Raw genomic sequence first — 20045 nt, 5'->3', positions numbered from 1 at the left:
TTTAGCAGTTGTTTTTTCTTCGAATTACTGGTAGAGTAAAGGTAATTATTTTTGTTCGAACTATCTTTAAGAAGAAAGTTTTGTAAGAGTTTTCGTCTTGGAAGTTTGTTTTAGAGCAAGAATAGTGAATTTAAGCGTTATGTCGCTTTAGGAGGAAATTTCATGTTAGAAGGTAAAGTAAAATGGTTCAACTCTGAAAAAGGATTCGGATTCATCGAAGTAGAAGGTCAAGACGATGTATTCGTTCACTTCTCTGCTATTCAAGGCGAAGGCTTCAAAACTTTAGAAGAAGGCCAATCTGTTTCTTTCGAAATCGTTGAAGGAAACCGCGGACCACAAGCTGCTAACGTAACAAAAGCATAAATTGTTTAAAAACCCTGCCGGTGTACGCCGGCAGGGTTTTTTTCATCTAAAACGAAAAGCTGTTTTGCAAAGGCAAAACAGCTTTTTATATCAGGTGGCAATATCGCGTTTTAAGAAGACGCCGAATGCGAGCGCCAGAAAAATAACGAAGTAAATCACAAGCATCACAACCGAAAATGTCATCGTCATCCCCTCTACTAAAGGAGTCCCGTTCATATATTGCGACAAATCCGTATTGGCGAATAAAATATATTTGGTCCATTCAAATTTCGTGGCAAGAAATACAGTCGCCGTGTTTCCCATAACCAATAGAAAAATAGAAAATCCGACCGCTAATGAGCTGTTCCGGAATACCGCAGACAGCATAAACGCCATCGTCGCAAGCATAAAAGCGGAGACAGATTCATAGACATATGTTTTAGCGAGGAAGGCGATGATATTTTGCTCAAAAACATGGCCGTCTTTGTATACGAGATGAACATCAGCCGCAGTATCTCCCCCTGTACCGAAAAAGACCAATCCCAACAGAGCGGAGCCGGCAAATAAAATCACAAGCATCAGCAGTCCGAACAGCAGCACCGTCATATATTTAGAAAGCAAAATCTGAAAACGGCTGAGCGGACGGATAGCCAGCAGCTTGATCGTCCCCCAGTTGAACTCATTCGCCACGATGCCTGCGGCAATGATAATCGTAAACAGCCCGGTCAAAACAGTCATCATCGAAGAATCAGCTACGTATGACCACACTGTGTACCCTGTATCCTCAGGGATGTTATGATCCATACGGTATTGATTTATCGCGACATTCTGTTTCAGGTTATCAATGAGCGTCTGGTTTCCGGTTTCCTTCATCTGCTGTTTCATTTCTTTGTTTTCGGCCTGGAGCTCCTGTTTCCAATTCGGATTGGCTTCGCTCGAGGTGAAATGGTTTGACAGAAGCGCAAAACCGATCATCGAAACGCCTAAAATTACAATCATAGCCCACGTGCCGACGCGGCTGAAAATTTTTATCCATTCATTATAGATCAGCTTAAACATATTGAACCTCCTCTTTCGTCCCGCCGGTAATCTCCAAGAAACGGTCTTCCAAAGATTTTGTCATGATTTTCACTTCATATAAGCGGATGTTTTCACGGACGAGCAGTGAAATCACATCAGGCACTTCCTGTTTTGACAGCTTGATCTCAATGCCGTTTGTCTTCTTCACACAGTCAAACTGACTCAGAACGGCAAGAGCCTCTTCTCTTTGTTCAATATGGAAGAAGTATGTATCTTTATCCTCTTTTCCTTCATCCCTTACTTTTTGAATATCGACAAGCTCCCCTTTTTGCAGAATGCCGATTCGGTCGCACATTAACTCCATTTCTGACAGCAGATGGCTTGAGACGATGACAGCCATTCCTTTTTCACGTGTCAGCTTTTTCAGATGGTCCCTGATTTCCCTGATGCCCGCGGGATCAAGGCCGTTTGTCGGTTCATCCAGAATCAGCACCTTAGGATTATGCAGCAGGCTTTGGGCGAGGCCGAGACGCTGTCTCATTCCGAGAGAGTAGGTTTTTACTTTGTCATGTATTCTGTCCTGCAACCCGACGAGCTCGATGACCTCATCTATTTTTTCTTTCGTAACGCCTTTTACCATCCTTGCGTACTGCTGTAAATTTTTATAACCGCTCAGGAATTTGTACAGCTCCGGGTTTTCCACGATGGCTCCGACGTGCCTGACCGCTTTTGCATAGTTTTTCGTAATGGATTCCCCGCAGATTACGATGTCTCCCTGAGACAGTTTCATTAATCCGACCATCATTCTGATCGTAGTGGTTTTCCCCGCTCCGTTCGGCCCTAGAAACCCAAACACTTCGCCCGCCCGGACGGAGAAGCTCAGATCATGAATAATCGTTCGTCCTTTTATCGTTTTCTTTACCTGTTGCAGTTCTAATACCGTTTCCAATTAGAATCCCCCTTCTATTTCGTGCGCCTGCATGACGCTTCTGTACCATTGCAGCACGGACATTCCTTCCTGTTCCCTAATTTCTTCGACCTCGCGCCGTTCAGCGATTTTCCCTTTTATGAAAACCATCACTTCGTCTAACAGCGTCTCAATTTCGCCGATCTCATGCGTGGCGATGACGACGATCTGGCTGTCAAAATCAATATAAGATACGAGACTGTTGACAATCGATTCTCTGACCGCCGGATCAAGACCTGAAAACGGCTCATCCAGCAGAATGACGGATGCTTTTCTCGACAGGGCCAAAACGATTTTCAGCCTGCCCCGGCTGCCTTTGGACAGCTCTTTTATCTTCTGCTTCGCTGAAAGATTCATTTCCGTTAATAGGTTATGTGCTTTTTCCAGCTGAAAATCCGGGAATTGCGAATGATAAAATGTGAGCATATCACCGACGGTCGTCCGGGCGAAAAACATATCATGTTCGGTTAAATAAGCCGTACGAAACAGCATGTTCCTGCTTACTGCGCAGTCTCCGATCCGGACGGCGCCCGAGGTCGGGAACGCAAGCCCGGCAAGCATTTTAAGCGTTGTTGATTTACCGCTTCCGTTCGGCCCTAAAATTCCGTAGATTTTACCCGGAGACAATGAAAATGATACATCGCTGACCGCGAGCCTGCGGCCGTATTTTTTTGTTACGCGTTCAAAATCAAGATTCATCGTTTGCTTCCTCCGCATATTGTTTGATCCCGTCGATCATTTCCTCAGGAGATAGCCCCAGCTCCGCCATTTCCTGAATAAAGCGTTTGAAAACGTCTTTAGTCAGCCTGTCTTTCAGCTCCGCTTTCAGATCGGACCTTTCCGCTACAAAGGTTCCCTGTCCTCTTCTCGTCTCCACGATCCCCAGCCTTTCCATTTCACTGTACGTTCTTTGTATCGTATTCGGATTCACTTTCATCTGTACGGCCATCTCCCTTACGGACGGCAGTTTGTCCCCCGGTGAAAGCTCACTTCGGATCAGCCGGTAATATACACGATCGGCAATCTGCAGATAAATCGGCTTGGATGACTGAAATTCATTCTCCATCATTACACCTCAACCTTTCGATTCAGCAGCATAGAGGCCAGTGCGAGACAGAGCGCCGCAAGCACGATCACTGCCAGGAAGCTGAAAAGCGAGATGTGGACGGCCTTCAGCTCCACCGTCCAGCCGGTCAATTTTGTATAGTGAAAATCAAAATCCGCATACACTTTTACCGGCCATAAATCATGTTGAGATGAAGTGAAAGGCGTAATGATTTTATCGTCAATATAGGTCCAGACAAACGCAAGCACGATGCAGATCACCCAACGGAGGACGGGAACATGTTTTAATGAGTGAAAAACAGTCCAAAAGACGGCCACGATCACAGATAAATACGCTGAACTGATCAGCAGGTAAGCATTCAGTCCGGTTAATGTGCCGGCCAGGGGAATGGTGTGTTCCAGCGCTCCTTTTGCAGAAAGCATCCGGTACATCCAAATACCGTAACCGGTCAGCGCCAGCTGCCCGATCAACTGATACAGCAGTGAGGCCGTCAGCTTGGAAGCCAGCAGATAAAATCCTCCATTCGGATTGTAAAGCCACAGCTGATTTTTTCCTTCTTTATGAAGGTGATAGTACATAAAAAGCGGCGCTACAAGAAATTGAAAAAACCCCATTGCCGTAAAAAAGCCGAAAATGACGAGCGGTTCTTTCTGACGGGCAGCGATGACATGGGCTGCAAACGCCCAGCAAATCATGCCGCAAAGCCACACCGCGAGCCAAATCCATGAAACTTTCGCATCTTTTTTCAGCAAACCTAAAAACGATGTCATTCTTTCTCTCTCCATTCGGATCAAGTGTATGAGTAACATAGTACACTAGATCATCACGTATTACAATATCTTCAATAAAAAAAAGACAAATCCGCTCTTACGCAGATTTGCCTTTTCAATTACTTCTTTTTGTTTTTTAAGGAGAGCAGCGCATCACGATAGCTGCTATCCTGCATTTTGCCGCCGCTATCAGGATCGTTTGGTTCCTGATCCGTCTCAGAAGTCTTAAACTTCTGAAGCGCCTGACGGTACACATCATCGCCCATTGTATTCTTTTTCTCACGGGGAGATTCAGATTTTACAACGACTGGAGCATGCTCGGCTGAGCGCTCCTCGGCCGGATCATGCTTTTCCGGCTGTTCGGCTGTAGTGCCGATCGCTTCTCTCTTTTCTTCTTTGACATTCTGTCCTGCAGAAGTGCTGCGGACATTGAATGTGATAAGAAGTGCAATCACAATGACAGCAGCAATAACCGCTATAATAATGGCCATATAACCCTCTCCTTACTGTCGTCCGGCAGTTAGATTACCTGTGACTTGGCTGACACGTCTGCCAAGCGCACGGCCTAATTGAAGGCCTTCTTCCGTCATCAGCACATCGCTGTCAACCGGGCATGTGACGCCCGCGCCGTAGTAAGAGCCGTACAGCGCGTTTTCAGGAACGTTGCCGGGAAGTCCGACAACAATCATGCCTTGGTGAAACATAGGAGTGATCAGATTGTGCATTGTCATTTCTAATCCGCCATGTGTTGTCGCCGTCGTACAGAATACGGCGCCGACTTTATCAATCAGCTCGCCTTCAGCCCACAGATAGCCGAGTCTGTCGATCCACGCTTTTAAGCCTGAACTGATGGTGCCAAAGTGTCCCGGGCATCCCCAGATAATGGCATCCATGTCTTTCAGCTTGCGGATGTCTGCTTGATCGACATGGTCGATCAGGACTTCAGCCTCAGCGTTTTCTCGTGCTCCTTCGGCAATGGCTTCAGCAAGATGTTTTGTATGTTCGCCTTCACTATCGTACACTACGTAAATTTTCATTCAGGAAACCTCCCATTCAGATGATTAAGATTCCTTCACTTCTTTAGGGGCCGGAAGCAATGACAGCTCCTCTTTTTTCTTCGCCCGCTGTTTGTCTTTCCGTACGTCACGCAAGAACAGGCTCAGGACTACGCCGATAACCGCAAAGATCGTCGCCCACATAAACGCGTCATTAATCCCCATAACGTTGGAATTAAGTGAAGCTGTTTTGTAGAGATAAGAATAAACGGTTTGTTTCGCCGCATCAAGCGACATGTTCATGTTGACCATTAAATTCGAAACCGCGCTTTGGAACGACTGCATGAAGCTTGGATCAGCCGTGCTCGTTTTATCCGCAATCTGCGAATAGTGCATTGTCGTACGGTTCGTATAAATCGTTGTGATCAAACTTGTTCCGATTGAACCGCTGATCTGGCGGAGCGTGTTGCTCATCGCCGTGCCGTGGCTGTTCAACCGTGCCGGAAGCTGGTTCATTCCGGCTGTCATAACAGGCATCATTAACAGTGACATACCGAATGCGCGGATGGCATAGACAAGCATAATGTGCGTGTAAGGTGTGTCAATTGTCAATTTTGTGTACTGGAATGTCGTTGCGACCGTGATGACCAGCCCGATAATCGCAAGCGGTCTTGGACCGATTTTGTCAAACAGAATACCGGAAATCGGCGACATGATCAGCATGACAATCGCGCCCGGCAATAGCAAGAGGCCCGATTGCAGCGCCGTAAAGCCGACTAAGTTCTGCAGGTAAATCGGAAGCAGGAACATTCCTGTGTAAAGCGCAACGGTAATAATGATGTTAATCACACTGGAAAGTGAGAAAATATCATATTTAAATACCCGGAAGTCGAGCATCGGTTTTTCAGAGCGCAATTGCTGAATGACAAACGCGGCAATCGCGATGACACCGACAATGACGGTAGACAGCACGATCGGATCTCCCCAGCCGTCGCTGCCCGCTTCACTGACTCCGTAAAGCAATGAGGCAAATCCGACAATGGATAGAATCGCACCCAAGCTGTCGAGTTTGATTTTTTGCGGTTCCACCAAGTTCTTAAAGAGGAAGAACGCTATGATAATAACGATTGCCCCGATCGGAACAAGGCCGTAGAACATAATGCGCCATGTGTAATGCTCGATGATCCAGCCGGAAAGAGTCGGTCCGACCGCCGGAGCAAACATCATCGCAAGACCGAAAATCCCCATTCCTTTCCCCCTGCTTTCAGGCGGGAAGATAAGCAGAATGGTTGTCATGACCAGCGGCTGCAGGATACCGCCGCCGACCGCCTGAATTAACCGGCCGATCAGCATGGTTGAGAAGTTAGGCGCGATTCCGCAGACTAACGTTCCCGCTGTAAAACAGAACATGGCTACGAGAAAGAGGCTTCTCTGTCCGAACCGGGTAATTAAGAACGCAGATAACGGAATCAAAACACCGTTGACCAGCATGTATCCGGTCGTAAGCCACTGAATCGTCGTCGCACTCACACCGAACTCGGTCATTAAGTGCGGCATCGCCACGTTAAGAAGCGTTTGGTTCAAGATCGCCAGGAATAACCCGGCCATAAGCACAATAAGCAATGTTTTAGGACTTTTTACTTGATTATCTGATTTAGCCACCTAAGACAACCTCCCTTCATGGTTTGATGACTGATCTGTATTATTCAGAGATTTTTACAGATGCGTTCATACCAGGAAGCACCTTGTCAGATGGGTTGCTGAGTGAAATTTTAACAGGAACTTTTTGCGTTACTTTTGTGTAGTTGCCGCTTGAGTTTGAAGAAGGCAGCATATCAAATGTTGAATTTGTCGCATAACCGATTTCTTCTACTGTTCCGTCAAATGTTGTATTAGGGTCGCCGTCAACAATTACGTCTACTTTGTTTCCTACTTCAATGTCTCTAATATCTGTTTCTTTAATGTTTGCAGTGATGTAAAGGTGTTTCATGTCAATTTCCTGGGCAATTGTCGTACCGGCTTGCACCATTTGGCCGTTTTTCACTTCGTTTTTCACGATTGTTCCATCCATGATGGCTTTTACGTCAGCATTTTGCTGTCCTTTGATTTTTGCAACAACGTCGTTTTTGCTTACTTCTTTCCCCTCATCAAGGTTCCAGTCAGTTACTTTACCCGCAGCAGGAGCTGTGATAGCAGCCATGTCGCCGGCAACTTTTGCTTCATCGGTTTTTACATAGTGTGTGCTTTGATAATAGTAGTAAGCACCTCCGCCTATAATTGCAAGAACAACAATCAAACCGATAATGTTGGTCAGAATTAAACGTCCTCTGTTCATTTTGTTTTCTCCTTTCGTTTCTTCCTCTATCATTTTGTGGAATGATGATAAAAATATGTGGGGATTTTTTTATTTTCCGTTTTTCACTGCACAGCCGTTTGCAAGCTTCGTTAAACTTTCCGCAAGCTTGCGCAGGTACTGCAGTTCAGCGGTATTGAGCTGCCGGTATAAGACCGCCGCTTTTTCGGCATATTGAACAGCAGCTTTCTTTAGAAGTTCTTCCCCCTCTTCGGTTAACTGAATCATAACAACACGCCGGTCGTCGTGATAGTCGCTCCGAACCATTAGGCGGCGCTTATACAGAATATCGGTCATTCTCGTGACAGACGCCGGTTTCAGATCAAGCGACAAAGCCAGCCTTGAAAGCTGCGTGCTTTTGCTCTTATGTATTTTGAACATCAGCAGATACTGCAGCACTGTAATATCAAAAGGTTCAAGAACTGTCTCCAGAATCATTTTCTGCTTTTTGTAAATCGATCTGGAAGTATCAAACAGTTGTTCAAAACTGAGCAAAGCGAGCTCTGATTCAATCACCGTATTTTCACCTCATTCCCTTAATAATAGTTCACAAGATAAAATATTAATAAATGAAAGAAGGTTTGTAAAGAGAAAAGTTTCATTTTTTAAGGATTTTTTTTATGCCGTTTTTTCTCTTTATTTTTAATTTAAAAAAGCCGGGTGAAGAACCGCGGCCGCACGATTCTTCACTCGGCTTTATATTTCATACGATGCTTTGCTTACACCGGCTTCCTCATTTTTAAAAAAGCTTTTCAGCGCTTGAAATACGTCTGATTTCTGTTTCAGGATGTAGTATTTAAATTTATCATCTTTGACATTTTTATAGGCGGACATGAGGGTGGAATGCCTGTTATATTGATTGACCTCACCGTAACAGAACAGATTCGATTTTTTCATGATGTCATTGACGAGCTTTACGCACCGGGCATTATCCGAAGTCAGGTTATCTCCGTCTGAAAAATGAAACGGATAGATGTTGTAGCGGGCGGGGTCATATTTTTCATCAATTAATTCAAGAGACTTCCGGTAAACGGAGGAACAGATGGTGCCCCCGCTCTCGCCTTTCGAGAAAAAATCTTCTTCGGACACAACCTTCGCTTCCGTATGGTGGGCGATAAATTCGATATCAACCGTTTCATACTTTGTCCGTAAAAATCGTGTCATCCAAAAAAAGAAGCTCCTCGCCATATACTTTTCCCATACGCCCATCGAACCGCTTGTATCCATCATCGCTAAAACGACAGCTTTCGATTCCGGCTTCGTCACATCATTCCATGTTTTGTATTTCAGATCTTCCGGATAAATAGGGTAAAACGACGGCTTGCCTGTCATGGCGTTTCGTTTATAGGCCGACAGCATCGTCCTTTTCTTATCGATATTCCCTGTCAGCCCGGTTTTCCGGATATCATTGAACTCGATATCGGTATGGACGATATTGTCCCTTTCCTTTTGCTGCAGATTCGGCAGTTCTAATTCCTGAAACAGCGCTTCTTCCAGATCCATCAATGAAACTTCCGCTTCATAATAATCCTCGCCTGCCTGATCGCCGGCTCCCTGGCCTTTTCCAGCTCCCTGCTTTTTATCTGCGCCGTCTCTTGCGACGACATCGCCGACTTCGCTGTCGCCGTCGCCTTGGCCGACATGTTTATTTTTATCATAGTTATAACGGATTTTATATTCATCAAGCGAACGAATCGGGATTTTCACGACATCTTTTCCGTTGGACATAATAATGCTTTCCTCAGTGACAAGATCCGGAAGGTTGTTTTTTATCGCTTCCTGTACTTTCTTTTGGTGGCGCTGCTGGTCGTCAAAGCCTTTGCGATGGAGGGACCAGTCTTCCTCTGAAATCAAAAAATTTCCGCTGTCATTACGGGACATGAATTCCCCTCCTTAACCGTTATGGTCGTTTTACATGTGTATTCCGGCTTGGTCCTGTTTATGAAACAAGTCCGGCGAAAAGATTTATTTTTATCTTATGCCGGCCGGACTCTCCAATTGACAAACAATTGCGAAAAACAGACAAAAGAACCCGTCCTTTTACAGACGGGCCTCTCAATGAAATCAAACATCAGCGGTTTAACAAGCTTCCGACATACTTCAGCAGTTCATTAGCGCTTGTCGAATTATAGCCGTGTTCATCTATTAACCTTGCCACTACCTCATTGACCTTTTTAAGCTGCTGCTCATCCGGCGTTTTGGTGGAGGTCGTAATTTTCACCACATCTTTTAAGTCTGCGAACAGCTTTTTCTGAATCGCCTCGCGGAGTCTTTCGTGCGAATTATAGTCAAAGCGTTTTCCTTTTCTTGCATAGGCGGATATGCGGATTAAGATTTCTTCGCGGAACGCTTTTTTCGCGTTTTCTGAAATGCCGATCTGCTCTTCAATGGATCTCATCAGTTTTTCGTCAGGATTCATTTCTTCACCCGTCAGCGGATCGCGGAGCTTATTTTTATTGCAGTACGCTTCCACATTATCTAAATAATTGTCCATGAGAGTTTTCGCGGATTCTTCATATGAATAGACGAACGCCTTCTGCACTTCTTTTTTAGCGATGTCATCGTACTCTTTCCTGGCGGCGGAAATAAAATTCATATACCGCTCTTTGTCCTCGGCGGAGATGGACGGATGCTGGTCAAGTCCTTCTTTTAAGGAACGCAGCACGTCAAGCGAATTGATCGATTCCATATTTTTTCTGATAATTGTTGAGGAAATGCGGTTGATGACATAGCGCGGGTCAATTCCGCTCATTCCTTCATCATGGAATTCCTTCTTCATATCCTCAAGATCAACGGAATTGTAACCTTCAACGCTTTCTCCGTCATAAAGCCTCATTTTTTTGACGAGATCAATATCAGAGCGGTTCGGTTCCTTCAGCCGGGTCAAAATAGAAAACATCGCGGCCACTTTTAATGTATGGGGGGCGATGTGTACGTCAGAAACATCACTTTCAGAAATCATTTTTTCATAAATCCGTTCTTCCTCTGACACCTTTAAATTATAAGGAACAGGCATCACGATGATCCTGGAGTGAAGGGCTTCATTTTTCTTATTGGCAATAAACGAGCGGTACTCCGTTTCGTTCGTATGCGCAACAACCAATTCGTCGGCTGAGATGAGCGCAAACCGTCCGGCTTTGAAATTCCCTTCCTGCGTGAGTGACAGAAGGTGCCACAGAAATTTTTCATCGCATTTCAGCATTTCCTGAAACTCCATCATTCCGCGGTTCGCTTTATTTAATTCACCGTCAAACCGATAAGCGCGCGGATCTGATTCTGAGCCGTATTCGGCAATTGTTGAAAAATCAATACTCCCCGTCAAGTCGGCGATATCCTGTGATTTCGGGTCAGACGGGCTGAAGGTTCCGATTCCGGTACGTTTATCCTCCGAGAAGAATATACGTTCAACCTTTACATCCTCAATTCTGCCGCCGTATTCTTCTTCAAGCCGCATGACATTAAGCGGAGAAAGGCTGCCCTCAATTCTGATGCCGTATTCTCTGTAGAAGTCGTCGCGCAGATGATGGGGAATGAGATGGAGAGGATCTTCATGCATCGGGCAGCCTTTAATGGCGTAAACAGCGCCGTTGTCTGTCAATGAGTAGGCTTCAAGCCCTTTTTTCAGCATGGTGACAAGAGTTGACTTTCCGCCGCTGACGGGTCCCATCAATAGTAAAATCCGTTTTCTTACATCGAGCCGCTTGGCAGCCGGGTGAAAGTATTCCTCCACGAGCCGTTCCAGAGATTCCTCAAGGCCGAACAGCTCCCGCGAGAAAAAGCTGTATGTCTTTTTACCGTCATCCTCCTCGATTCCGCTGTCTTTTATCATATTAAAAACGCGAGAATGAGCAGACTGCGCGACCAATGGATTTTCTTTTATGATCTCCAAATAATCAGCGAACGTCCCTTCCCATTTGAGACGCTGCTCTTCCTCTCTGTACTTTTCAATTTTCTTTAATATATCCATAAGAACCTCCTCTATCATGGTTAATGCACTAGAAATAAGGTACTTTGTTACAATCTATGCGGTGACGTGATAATACATGCTTTTCGTTTCTTAAAAATAAAGACGTTATAAGGCCGTCATTGACAAGGGTCCGGTGCACCGTTCATAATGAAAGAAATACAGTTTCATCCAGACTCGGACATCAAATGGAAAAGCAAAGAGGAGGAGAAATGATGAAAACGATCATTTTACTTGGGGTCATTCTCACTTTTTTAGTATCCATTTTTACGGCGGGTTACGACAGCAAACCTGAAAACAAATAACGGCAAAAGGGTGCTCTTCATAAAGAGCACCCTTTCCTGTACAACATAACAATGTTTCATATTTGAATATGTTCTTGGACAGTTGATTTTTCATGAGATTTGCAGCTTGTTTGATACTCGATTTTTCCGATTTTGCAGCCCGGGCCGATTTCCACATGTTTCCCTCTGACGATGTCCGCTTCCGTGTATTCGAGGTAAATTGCGTCCCCTTCGATCAATTCAGCAGAAAGCGTGCCGGCTTTCCGTTTAAGAAAACCGGGTTTCCGTCTGACGGTGATCGATGTGCCGCCGATTTCTTTCACGCGGCTTCGGTCATAACGCAAATGGATGTTTACGTCCCCCGCGTTTAACAATCCCGCCACATTGATACATCCTGTTACATGAAGCAGCTCCGTCTGGCAATCACCGCTGACGGTGAGACTGCCTTTTATATGACACCGCTCTCCCGCGGCCCCGCCGCCAATTTCAGCAAGTCCTTTCAGCCTCATCGTGGCGAAACGCATGGAGCCGCCGACTTTCAATGTGCCCATCACATTTGCTGAACGTGCTGATAAATCTCCTGCAACTTCATGCTCTCCGAAAATTTTCAGCCTGTTGATCTCGGCATCTCCGAGAAAAAGTCCCGTACCGAATATCCGGCAGCGTTCGCTTTGAAGTCCTTCGCCGACAGTTCCTTCCCCTTTAATGCTTACATTTTGGTAGGAGCCGCCGGAGGCGTGTCCGGCTCCGTACATTTTTAAATGACTCAATTTTTTTGTCGTTTCCATCGCAGTTCCTCCTATCGTTTCACGACTTTGTTAACCAAAGCGGAAGGATCACATGTAAAATCGCCGCTGTATTCCACAGTCCCAATGGTGCAGCCTGCGCCGATCCGTACATGATTTCCGCGGACTGTCTTCGCGTTCGTGTCCGCCAATTCAATGATGTCACCTTCAATCAGCTCCGCTGTCAGCACCGGGGCCGGCATCAGCTTAAAACGCGTAAGCACGCTCTTTCTGCTCATCACTTTCAAATGGCGGCAGCCGATCTCTTTCACATGGCTTTCTCCCGCCGCCAGCTTAATACTGACTTCATCGGCATTCAGCAGGCCGCCGATCTTGCATTTGCCTTCCGAACGGAACGTCTCTGTCTCGCAATCGCCTTCAATCGCGGCTTTCCCGGATATGAAAATATCATCAGCTTTCACACCGCCGCCGAAAGATGAAAATCCCGCGACGTTCAGCCGCTCCGTTTTGACATCACCTTTAATGACACCCGTTCCATTGATACGGATGGATTCAGCTTCGGCACTGCCGGAAATTTTCCCCGAACCGCTGATCGTCAGCGTTTGCGTCTTGACATGTCCGTCTGTTTTTCCGCTGCCGTTAAACAAAAAGCTCGCGCACTCCACATCACCTGACACCGTGCCGCTTCCGTTGATCTCTACTGTATGAAAACGGCCTCCTTTTGAACTTCCTGAACCGTTGATGATTAATTTATCTGTTACTTCCATTGATGGTCCTCCTGCATCCATTTCGTTTTTAATTCTTCCGATGCCGCAGCAAGCGCCACCCGTTCAACCACTTTGACAGTCGGTTCAAATAAAATATGTTCCGCGTCTGCGATGAAGCACGTCGTTACGCCAAGCTTTCGGAGCATGACAAGCTCCGTATTTGCTTTCAGTTCGGAAGCCTCATACGTTTTCAGCACCCCTGCCGCCAATTTTCCTTCCTCAAGGCTGATATTGCCCGATCGCAAAAGTCCTTCAAGCACATATAAAGACAGCAGCGCGCGGGACGTGAATGTCACGCCGTCTTCGCCATAAACTTGCAGCGCGGCTTTTGAAATCAGTCCCTTTTGAAGCAGCTCCGCAGACGTTATATTGACATCAGTCATTTGCGGAGACAGCATTTCTCTCATTTCATCCAAAGACAGATTTTCTTTCATTTTCTGTATTTTTGAGATGCGTTTTAATATTTCCGCTCTCGGAAAAAATGTTTCCTGGCCTGTAAATGTTGATTTTCGGATAAACCATTCTTCAGGAATTAAATTTTTCCGTTTCCAGCGGTACAGCTGCCCGTATGAAATTGATGTTTCTTCCAGCAATTCTTTTTTAGAAATCAGTTGTTCCTCCATGAATCCAGCTCCTTCGATGAATGTATTGTAACATAACACTGTTACGTTGTTAAGCCCATAAATATAAAAACGCCGTGAACCGCTGCTGTCCGTCTTTTTTATTCAATAAAAAAAACGCCCGGATGCGGGCGTTTTTTCTCACGTCAAATCTCTGTAATTTTGCTGGCGCAGCGCTTCATATACAAGAATCGCGGCCGTGTTGGACAGGTTTAATGATCTCACATGCTCGGTCATCGGCAGACGCAGGCAGCGGTCCATATTGTTTTCGATCAATTCTTTCGGAAGTCCGCTCGTTTCTCTGCCGAATACGAAGAAAAAGTCTTCCTCCGTATTTGAGTAATCAAATGATGTGTGCGGCTTTTGGCCGAATTTTGTAATGAAGAAAAACTTTCCGTTCTCATATGCCTCAAATAACTCTTCCAATGAATCATGATATACGACGTTGACGAACTCCCAATAATCGAGTCCGGCGCGCTTCAGCATTTTATCATCGGTCGAGAATCCGAGCGGGCGGATCAAATGAAGCGTTGTGTCTGTTGCCGCACAAGTACGTGCGATATTTCCCGTATTGGCCGGGATTTCGGGTTGATATAAAACGACATGTAATGCCACGATGTTCACCTCTGTTTTTTATTCCGCCCACCATTATATCATTAATTACACTTTTGTCGTATCATCCGTAATATGAAAAAACGCATATCTGATGGAAGGAGTATACGCCGTTGAATCCTCATATGACCAATATCTCATTCTGCTGTCATACGTTTGGGCATTGACAAGCGGCATATTGCTTTTATCTTTCGCGACCACGATCGCCGTATGATTAAAACGGCCGTCCCCTTCAAAATCATAGCAAATGATATCTCCGGGCATCAGTTCTTCGGCTCTTGATACTTGCACCGCGCGAAGCCCTGCCTTGGATTGGGCCAGATACATCTTCATCGAATGCGCGACCGTCCAGCTGTAGCTCCACGAGCTTGCCTTCATCCACCAGCCTGAGCCTCTGTTCGGATGCCCCCGCATCGGTGCTTTTCCGGCATGTAAACATTGGGAAATAAAATTGGTGCAGTTGTCGCTGAAATTGTTATAAGCGGGATTTCGTTTATTCCAAAACTTCTCCGCGTACTGCACGGCAGCCAGACGGTCGTATAGAAACGCCCGCCCGAAATCTTCCCGTTCACTCCGCTCATATTCAATTACGCTGTTTCCGTCAGAAAATCCCGCCGGTTTTTTCTTTACTTCCCGATCTTTAATCAAAAGCTGATCATAGAGAAATGCAGTCCGCTCCTCAATCTGCTCTTCTAAGTAAAGGTGTCCGTCATGCTCCTTGCACAAATATTCGAAATGAATCGTGTACATGACGCATAACGTGCCGTCGTCCTCAAGGCTGCTTTTGACAATGACGGCTTTTGCCTTCGCTTTCACAATGTCAACTTTCCGTTTTTCAAACAGCTCTTTTTTTCTCGTCAGGACCTCAAGATCGCCGGGCTGCCCATTGTGCCTCATCTCGGTTCCGTTGATTAAATAATGAAGCCGGGCCTCCGCTAAATCTTCAATAATATGCTTCAAGCGCTCCACCCACCATACTGTTTTATAAAGAAAAACACTTGAACTCACGCCAAGTGCTTTTTCTCTATACATATGTCAGGACCGGCCGGTTTTAGTCTTATCAGAAACCGATAACAGCTCCAGTCCCTTTTCAATTTCCCGTATGGCGTCCACATCCTGCTCCTTTTGAAGCGCTTTTTCTAATTCCCCCGCATAATCAGGATCACCGATTTTCCCGATGGCCCAGGCGGCCGTCCCCCTGATAACAGGGCGCGGATCTTGGTGCATCAAGGCCGTTAATTCCGGAAGAGACGAGGCATCTTTAAAATGAGCCAAAGCTAAAATCGCATTCCGCTGTATCGGCTTCTTGCCGCGCCATGATCCCGATACATGTCCGAATTTTTCTTTGAATTCGCGGTTGCTTATGGTCAAAAGCGGCTTTAACAGCGGCTTTGCGATTTCCGGATCAGGCTCCATCTGCGGATGAAGATGAAAATCTTTCCCCTTATTAATCGGACAGACCGTCTGGCACGTGTCACAGCCATACAGACGGTTTCCGATTTTCGTGCGGAACTCATCCGGCAAAAATCCCTTTGTCTGGGTCAGGAACGAAATACAGCGCTGGGCGTTAAGCTGTCCGGGATTGACGAGTGCGCCGGTCGGACACGCGTCTAAACATTTTGTGCACGTACCGCACATATCTTCAATCGGCACATCCGGTTCAAAGGGCAGATTGGTGATCATTTCAGCCAGATAGACGTAAGAGCCGTATTCAGGCGTGGTGATCATGCAGTTTTTGGCGCTGAAGCCGATTCCCGCCCGTTCAGCCACGGCCCTGTCGGACAATTCTCCTGTATCCACCATTGACTTCGTGCGGATATCCTCATGTTTGCTTTGGAGAAAATTCTCCAGCAGGTCAAGCTTTTCCCTCAGCACGTCATGATAATCCTTCCCCCAGGAAGCTCTGCAAAAAATGCCGCGCCGCCCGTCCCTCGTGCTCCTCGGCGCATCTTTCATTTTGGAAGGATACGCAAGGGCGATGGCGACGATTGATTTGGCTTTCGGGAGAAGCAAAGACGGAGTAACCCGTTTTTCAATATCCGGCTCTTCAAAACCGGATAAATAGCCGAGTGATTCCTGAAGAATCAGCCGGTCCCGCAGACTGTCGAACGTATCAGCCGTCGTAAACCCGATTTTGTCGACTCCGATGCTTTTGGCGTATTCGATTAATTCCTCTTTCAGTTTATGAATATTCATTTTTTGCACAGCCTCCTTTCTTTGTGATCAGGCTCCCGCACAGGTATAATAGAGTTTTATCATCCCGAAATGGAGTGAACACACTTGAACATCAGTTTAGATCCACTTATTGCTGAACGGGTGCCGGGGATCAAAGCGGCAGCCGTCTTATATGAACAGATCGAAGTCGGGCCTGCTCCGCAAATGCTGAAAGGCCGCCTCCGTTTATTTCAAGAATCTCTTTACTTTGATTATGCTGACGGCGGTATAGAAGAGCAGCCTTTTGTAAAAGAGTTGGCGCGTATAATGGAACAGCTCAGTCCCGCCTTTTCAGGACAAAAAACGCCGATGGAGCTTATGCTCGGCGATATTTCCCGGGAACGATTCATTGAAAGTGTGAATTCAGCCCATGATACCATACTTTTTTTCTCCTTGAAATATTCATTGCCTATCATGGCGTATGACGCCGCAGAAATAGATGAACCGATTTCGATTACGATCGGAGAAAAAGAAAGCGTACTGTCTTTCTCCGGCCCGGACGGCGTTTTCGGCGACTTCACCGGACATATCAATACACGCCCTGTCACGCCCGGCACAAGGAAAATGCTGCAGCTGATCTTTTTCCCGCCTTCATTTCATGCCGACGCGGCGGATGAGCTGCTATCATCCTTAACAAAAATGTTTGAACAAATTCACGGAGGCACGCATACCGTCTCTTGGCTTTCATAAAAAGACACGCCTTCGTGTCTTTTTTCACATAAAAAAACGCAATACTTCGTTTATCAGAGAAACGAAACACTGCGTTAATAACGTATGTATGGAGCGGGTGATGAGAATCGAACTCACGACATCAGCTTGGAAGGCTGAGGTTTTACCACTAAACTACACCCGCATTAAAATTATTTTTTGTCAGTACCGATTTGATGTTTCTAATATTACATGTTTATTTTTTTTTCGTCAAGGGAATGTTAAAAAATTTGTCGAAAAAAATTCTTTTTTTGTCCACATGTTAAGTTGGGTTTACATTTTGTTAAGAGTCTCATACAATATAAAAAAGAAGAAAACTTGAGGTACGCCTGATGATGAAAAATAAAGTAAAAGAGCTGAGAGCCAGATTCGGCTATTCTCAGGAAACGCTCGGAAAAGAAGCCGGAGCCACCAGACAGACGATTGCAGCGATTGAAAAAGGAGATTATGTGCCTTCACTTTTATTGGCGCTTAACATCTGCCGGGCTTTCTCCCTGCCGATGGAGGAAGTTTTCTGGCTGGAGGAGGAGAAAAAATGAGTTTGAAAAGAAAAGCGTGTTTTCACCTTGCACTCTACGGATTGGCCTGCTGGACGCTTATTTCCTTTATGGAAGCGGCGCCGCGGATCGCTCAGTTTTTCCAAACGGAGGGGAGCGGTTCATTTGAGCTGAATATCACTCCGTTTCTGCTGTTTACCGTTTGTGCCGCATTATATATCTATACTGAAAAGAAAAAACGGAACGGCAAAAAGCACAGGCTTGTGCCCGATGAATTTGAGGAACAGGATGAAAGAGAACGAATGATGACGGCTAAAGCTTGCCGTTCCTCGTATATCGCCGTTTACTTCTCATTGCCGGCCGCAGCCGTTCTGCTTTTGTTTTATCCGCTGATTCAGCCGCATCTACCCTTTTTTCCGATTCTTTTGATTTTCATTCTGATGATGATTCAGCATTTGGCTTATGCTTTCACTTTTCATAAGCACGGCAAAAACTCCGGTTCATGACAGATCCGGAGTTTTTTACATTACCAGCTCGCTTTTTTCACCCCGGGAATCCGGCCTTTATGGGCCAGCTCCCTGAATGCGATTCTGGACAGTTTAAATTTTCTCATATATCCGCGGGGCCGCCCCGTCACCGTACAGCGGTTATGAAGCCTGCCCGGAGCAGAATCACGCGGCAGTTTGCTCAGCGCTTCCCAGTCTCCTTTTGCCTTTAATTCTCTTCGGATGTCCGCATATTGTTCAACAAGCTTCTGCCGCTTGAGCTCTTTGATCACTTTTGATTTTTTTGCCATTTCAGCACTCCTAACAAATCGTAATAATTACGTTTTGTATCATATCATCCATATGAGCATCGTGCAAGCTAAGCGCTTAAAAAGGCGGGTGAATACCCGCCTTCACTGCCGGCATTTCCCCGGAAATGAAACCGCAGAAAGCGCTCGCCGTCAATTATCCGCCTTGCGACGTCATCAGACTGTCGCTTTATTTCCTCTTGCAAAATGGTCGTTTCCCATTGCTTCACCCAGTCTGCGCTCAAACTTTTTAGTCCGTTCATTCTGAAACGGCAGAAGCGGAAACACGAGTTCAGCCAGATAATAAGCTTCTTCCAGATGCGGGTAGCCTGAAAAGATAAACGACTCAATGCCGAGTGCCTGATACTCTAAAATTCGAGCAGCGACAGTCTGCGGATCACCGACAAGCGCCGTGCCCGCTCCGCCTCTGACCAGTCCGATGCCGGCCCAGAGATTCGGGCTGATCTCAAGCTTCGAGCGGTCACCGTTATGGAGATCGGCCATCCGTTTTTGTCCCGAAGAATCAGCGCGCCGGAGCGCAGCCTGCGCTTTCGCAATCGTCTCTTCGTCTAAATGGCTGATTAATCGTTCAGCCGCTTCCCATGCCTCTTCCTCAGTCTCCCGGACAATCACGTGAAGTCTGATGCCAAAACGCATCGTCCTTCCTTCCTTGGCAGCCTGTTTTTTAACGGTTTCAATCTTTTCTTTTACCTGCTCCGGCGGCTCTCCCCATGTTAAATAGACATCTGTATGTTTCGCCGCAGCCTCAATTCCCGCCTGTGATGAACCGCCGAAATATAATGGCGGATGCGGAGACTGCTTTGGCGGAAACAGCAGATTGCTGTTTTCCACTTTGATATGGTCCCCTTCATATGTCACCGTTTCGCCCCGCATGAGTCCGCGCCAGACGGTTAAAAATTCTTCAGTCGCCTTATAACGTTCATCGTGGCTGATAAACATACCGTCTCCCGCCAGTTCATAAGGATCTCCGCCCGCTACGACATTTACGAGCAAACGGCCGTCTGACAGCCGATCCATTGTCGACGCCATTCTCGCGGCGACAGACGGCTGCATCAGTCCCGGACGGACCGCCACTAAAAATTTCAAGTCACTCGTTTCCCCCGCTAAAGCGGCAGCCGTCAGCCACGGGTCTTCACATGATCTCCCGGTCGGCAGCAGCACCCCCGTATACCCGAGTCTGTCCGCCGCCTGTGCCACTTGCTTAAAATAAAGATGATCCGCCGTTCTCCCTCCCGTTTGCGTCCCTAAATACCGGCCGTCACCATGCGTCGGAATAAACCAAAGAATCTCCATATGAATCTCTCCT

At 46.3% G+C, this 20045-nt stretch carries 24 protein-coding genes and 1 tRNA gene; 4 read left to right on the top strand and 21 right to left on the bottom strand.

Annotation, left to right across the window (positions count from 1 at the left end; translation table 11 throughout):
- Positions 1–162: 162 nt before the first annotated feature.
- Entirely contained in the window at positions 163–363 is a 201-nt protein-coding gene (cspB, locus tag V7728_RS17200) for a cold shock-like protein CspB (protein WP_003155376.1), read from the top strand.
- A gap of 90 nt (positions 364–453) precedes the next feature.
- Here cspB and V7728_RS17195 read toward each other — a convergent pair whose 3' ends face one another.
- The 18 genes from V7728_RS17195 to queG all read right to left on the bottom strand — a co-directional run bounded on the left by V7728_RS17195 (position 454) and on the right by queG (position 16702).
- Positions 454–1401 (bottom strand): ABC transporter permease, encoded by a 948-nt coding sequence (locus V7728_RS17195; RefSeq protein ID WP_025284471.1) that lies wholly within the window; start codon positions 1399–1401, stop codon positions 454–456.
- Positions 1394–2311: an ABC transporter ATP-binding protein gene (locus V7728_RS17190; protein WP_012117151.1), complete on the bottom strand. Its 918-nt coding sequence runs from the start codon at positions 2309–2311 to the stop codon at positions 1394–1396. Before V7728_RS17190 ends, V7728_RS17195 begins: the two co-directional genes overlap by 8 nt.
- Positions 2312–3028 (bottom strand): ATP-binding cassette domain-containing protein, encoded by a 717-nt coding sequence (locus V7728_RS17185; RefSeq protein ID WP_025284469.1) that lies wholly within the window; start codon positions 3026–3028, stop codon positions 2312–2314.
- Positions 3018–3395, bottom strand: a complete 378-nt coding sequence (locus V7728_RS17180; protein ID WP_099567263.1) for a GntR family transcriptional regulator — start codon at positions 3393–3395, stop codon at positions 3018–3020. The genes V7728_RS17185 and V7728_RS17180 overlap by 11 nt, the downstream gene beginning before the upstream one ends.
- Before the next feature lie 2 nt (positions 3396–3397).
- Entirely contained in the window at positions 3398–4165 is a 768-nt protein-coding gene (locus tag V7728_RS17175) for a hypothetical protein (RefSeq protein WP_012117148.1), read from the bottom strand.
- A 119-nt stretch (positions 4166–4284) separates the two neighbouring features.
- Entirely contained in the window at positions 4285–4656 is a 372-nt protein-coding gene (locus V7728_RS17170; RefSeq protein WP_025284468.1) for a hypothetical protein, read from the bottom strand.
- Between the two features lie 12 nt (positions 4657–4668).
- Positions 4669–5202, bottom strand: a complete 534-nt coding sequence (locus tag V7728_RS17165; protein ID WP_003155386.1) for an NAD(P)H-dependent oxidoreductase — start codon at positions 5200–5202, stop codon at positions 4669–4671.
- A 24-nt stretch (positions 5203–5226) separates the two neighbouring features.
- Positions 5227–6822, bottom strand: coding sequence for an MFS transporter (locus tag V7728_RS17160; protein ID WP_003155387.1), 1596 nt, complete (start codon positions 6820–6822; stop codon positions 5227–5229).
- Positions 6823–6862: 40 nt separating this feature from the next.
- Positions 6863–7528 carry an HlyD family secretion protein gene (locus V7728_RS17155; RefSeq protein WP_007610259.1) on the bottom strand — a complete coding sequence of 222 codons (666 nt, stop codon included), beginning with the start codon at positions 7526–7528 and terminating at the stop codon, positions 6863–6865.
- A 36-nt stretch (positions 7529–7564) separates the two neighbouring features.
- Positions 7565–8029: a MarR family transcriptional regulator gene (locus V7728_RS17150; protein ID WP_003155389.1), complete on the bottom strand. Its 465-nt coding sequence runs from the start codon at positions 8027–8029 to the stop codon at positions 7565–7567.
- A gap of 180 nt (positions 8030–8209) precedes the next feature.
- Entirely contained in the window at positions 8210–9394 is a 1185-nt protein-coding gene (yhbH, locus tag V7728_RS17145; protein ID WP_007408433.1) for a sporulation protein YhbH, read from the bottom strand.
- 190 nt (positions 9395–9584) lie between these two features.
- Positions 9585–11480 (bottom strand): serine/threonine protein kinase PrkA, encoded by a 1896-nt coding sequence (gene prkA / locus V7728_RS17140; protein ID WP_003155391.1) that lies wholly within the window; start codon positions 11478–11480, stop codon positions 9585–9587.
- A gap of 358 nt (positions 11481–11838) precedes the next feature.
- Entirely contained in the window at positions 11839–12549 is a 711-nt protein-coding gene (locus V7728_RS17135; protein ID WP_072588933.1) for a hypothetical protein, read from the bottom strand.
- Positions 12550–12560: 11 nt separating this feature from the next.
- Positions 12561–13274, bottom strand: coding sequence for a polymer-forming cytoskeletal protein (locus V7728_RS17130; protein ID WP_236655711.1), 714 nt, complete (start codon positions 13272–13274; stop codon positions 12561–12563).
- The gene (locus tag V7728_RS17125) at positions 13265–13897 is read right to left on the bottom strand and encodes a YhbD family protein (RefSeq protein WP_007408428.1); all 633 of its coding nucleotides are present in this window, start codon (positions 13895–13897) and stop codon (positions 13265–13267) included. The genes V7728_RS17130 and V7728_RS17125 overlap by 10 nt, the downstream gene beginning before the upstream one ends.
- Positions 13898–14035: 138 nt before the next feature.
- Entirely contained in the window at positions 14036–14518 is a 483-nt protein-coding gene (trmL, locus tag V7728_RS17120; protein ID WP_007610253.1) for a tRNA (uridine(34)/cytosine(34)/5-carboxymethylaminomethyluridine(34)-2'-O)-methyltransferase TrmL, read from the bottom strand.
- A 36-nt stretch (positions 14519–14554) separates the two neighbouring features.
- A complete protein-coding gene (locus tag V7728_RS17115) occupies positions 14555–15466 on the bottom strand; it encodes an amidase domain-containing protein (RefSeq protein ID WP_042634993.1) in 912 nt (303 codons plus the stop codon).
- A gap of 75 nt (positions 15467–15541) precedes the next feature.
- Entirely contained in the window at positions 15542–16702 is a 1161-nt protein-coding gene (gene queG / locus V7728_RS17110; protein WP_042634992.1) for a tRNA epoxyqueuosine(34) reductase QueG, read from the bottom strand.
- Between the two features lie 84 nt (positions 16703–16786).
- On the opposite strand from queG, the gene V7728_RS17105 reads away from it, so the two are divergent.
- A complete protein-coding gene (locus V7728_RS17105; RefSeq protein ID WP_099566514.1) occupies positions 16787–17410 on the top strand; it encodes a hypothetical protein in 624 nt (207 codons plus the stop codon).
- Positions 17411–17499: 89 nt separating this feature from the next.
- Here V7728_RS17105 and V7728_RS17100 read toward each other — a convergent pair.
- Positions 17500–17573: transfer RNA gene (locus tag V7728_RS17100), tRNA-Gly, on the bottom strand.
- A 190-nt stretch (positions 17574–17763) separates the two neighbouring features.
- On the opposite strand from V7728_RS17100, the gene V7728_RS17095 reads away from it, so the two are divergent.
- Positions 17764–17967 (top strand): helix-turn-helix transcriptional regulator, encoded by a 204-nt coding sequence (locus tag V7728_RS17095; RefSeq protein WP_003155407.1) that lies wholly within the window; start codon positions 17764–17766, stop codon positions 17965–17967.
- A complete protein-coding gene (locus V7728_RS17090) occupies positions 17964–18431 on the top strand; it encodes a hypothetical protein (protein ID WP_025284464.1) in 468 nt (155 codons plus the stop codon). The genes V7728_RS17095 and V7728_RS17090 overlap by 4 nt, the downstream gene beginning before the upstream one ends.
- 20 nt (positions 18432–18451) lie before the next feature.
- On the opposite strand, the gene rpsN is transcribed toward V7728_RS17090, so the two are convergent.
- A complete protein-coding gene (gene rpsN, locus V7728_RS17085) occupies positions 18452–18721 on the bottom strand; it encodes a 30S ribosomal protein S14 (RefSeq protein ID WP_025284463.1) in 270 nt (89 codons plus the stop codon).
- Between the two features lie 174 nt (positions 18722–18895).
- A complete protein-coding gene (ssuD, locus tag V7728_RS17080; RefSeq protein WP_025284462.1) occupies positions 18896–20032 on the bottom strand; it encodes an FMNH2-dependent alkanesulfonate monooxygenase in 1137 nt (378 codons plus the stop codon).
- Positions 20033–20045 lie beyond the last annotated feature (13 nt).

It is taken from the genome of Bacillus sp. JHAA (genome assembly GCF_036961585.1).
GTDB classification, from domain to species: domain Bacteria; phylum Bacillota; class Bacilli; order Bacillales; family Bacillaceae; genus Bacillus; species Bacillus velezensis.
Note: the sequence above shows the minus strand (reverse complement) of the source record. Positions and strands in the feature narration are given on the sequence as shown.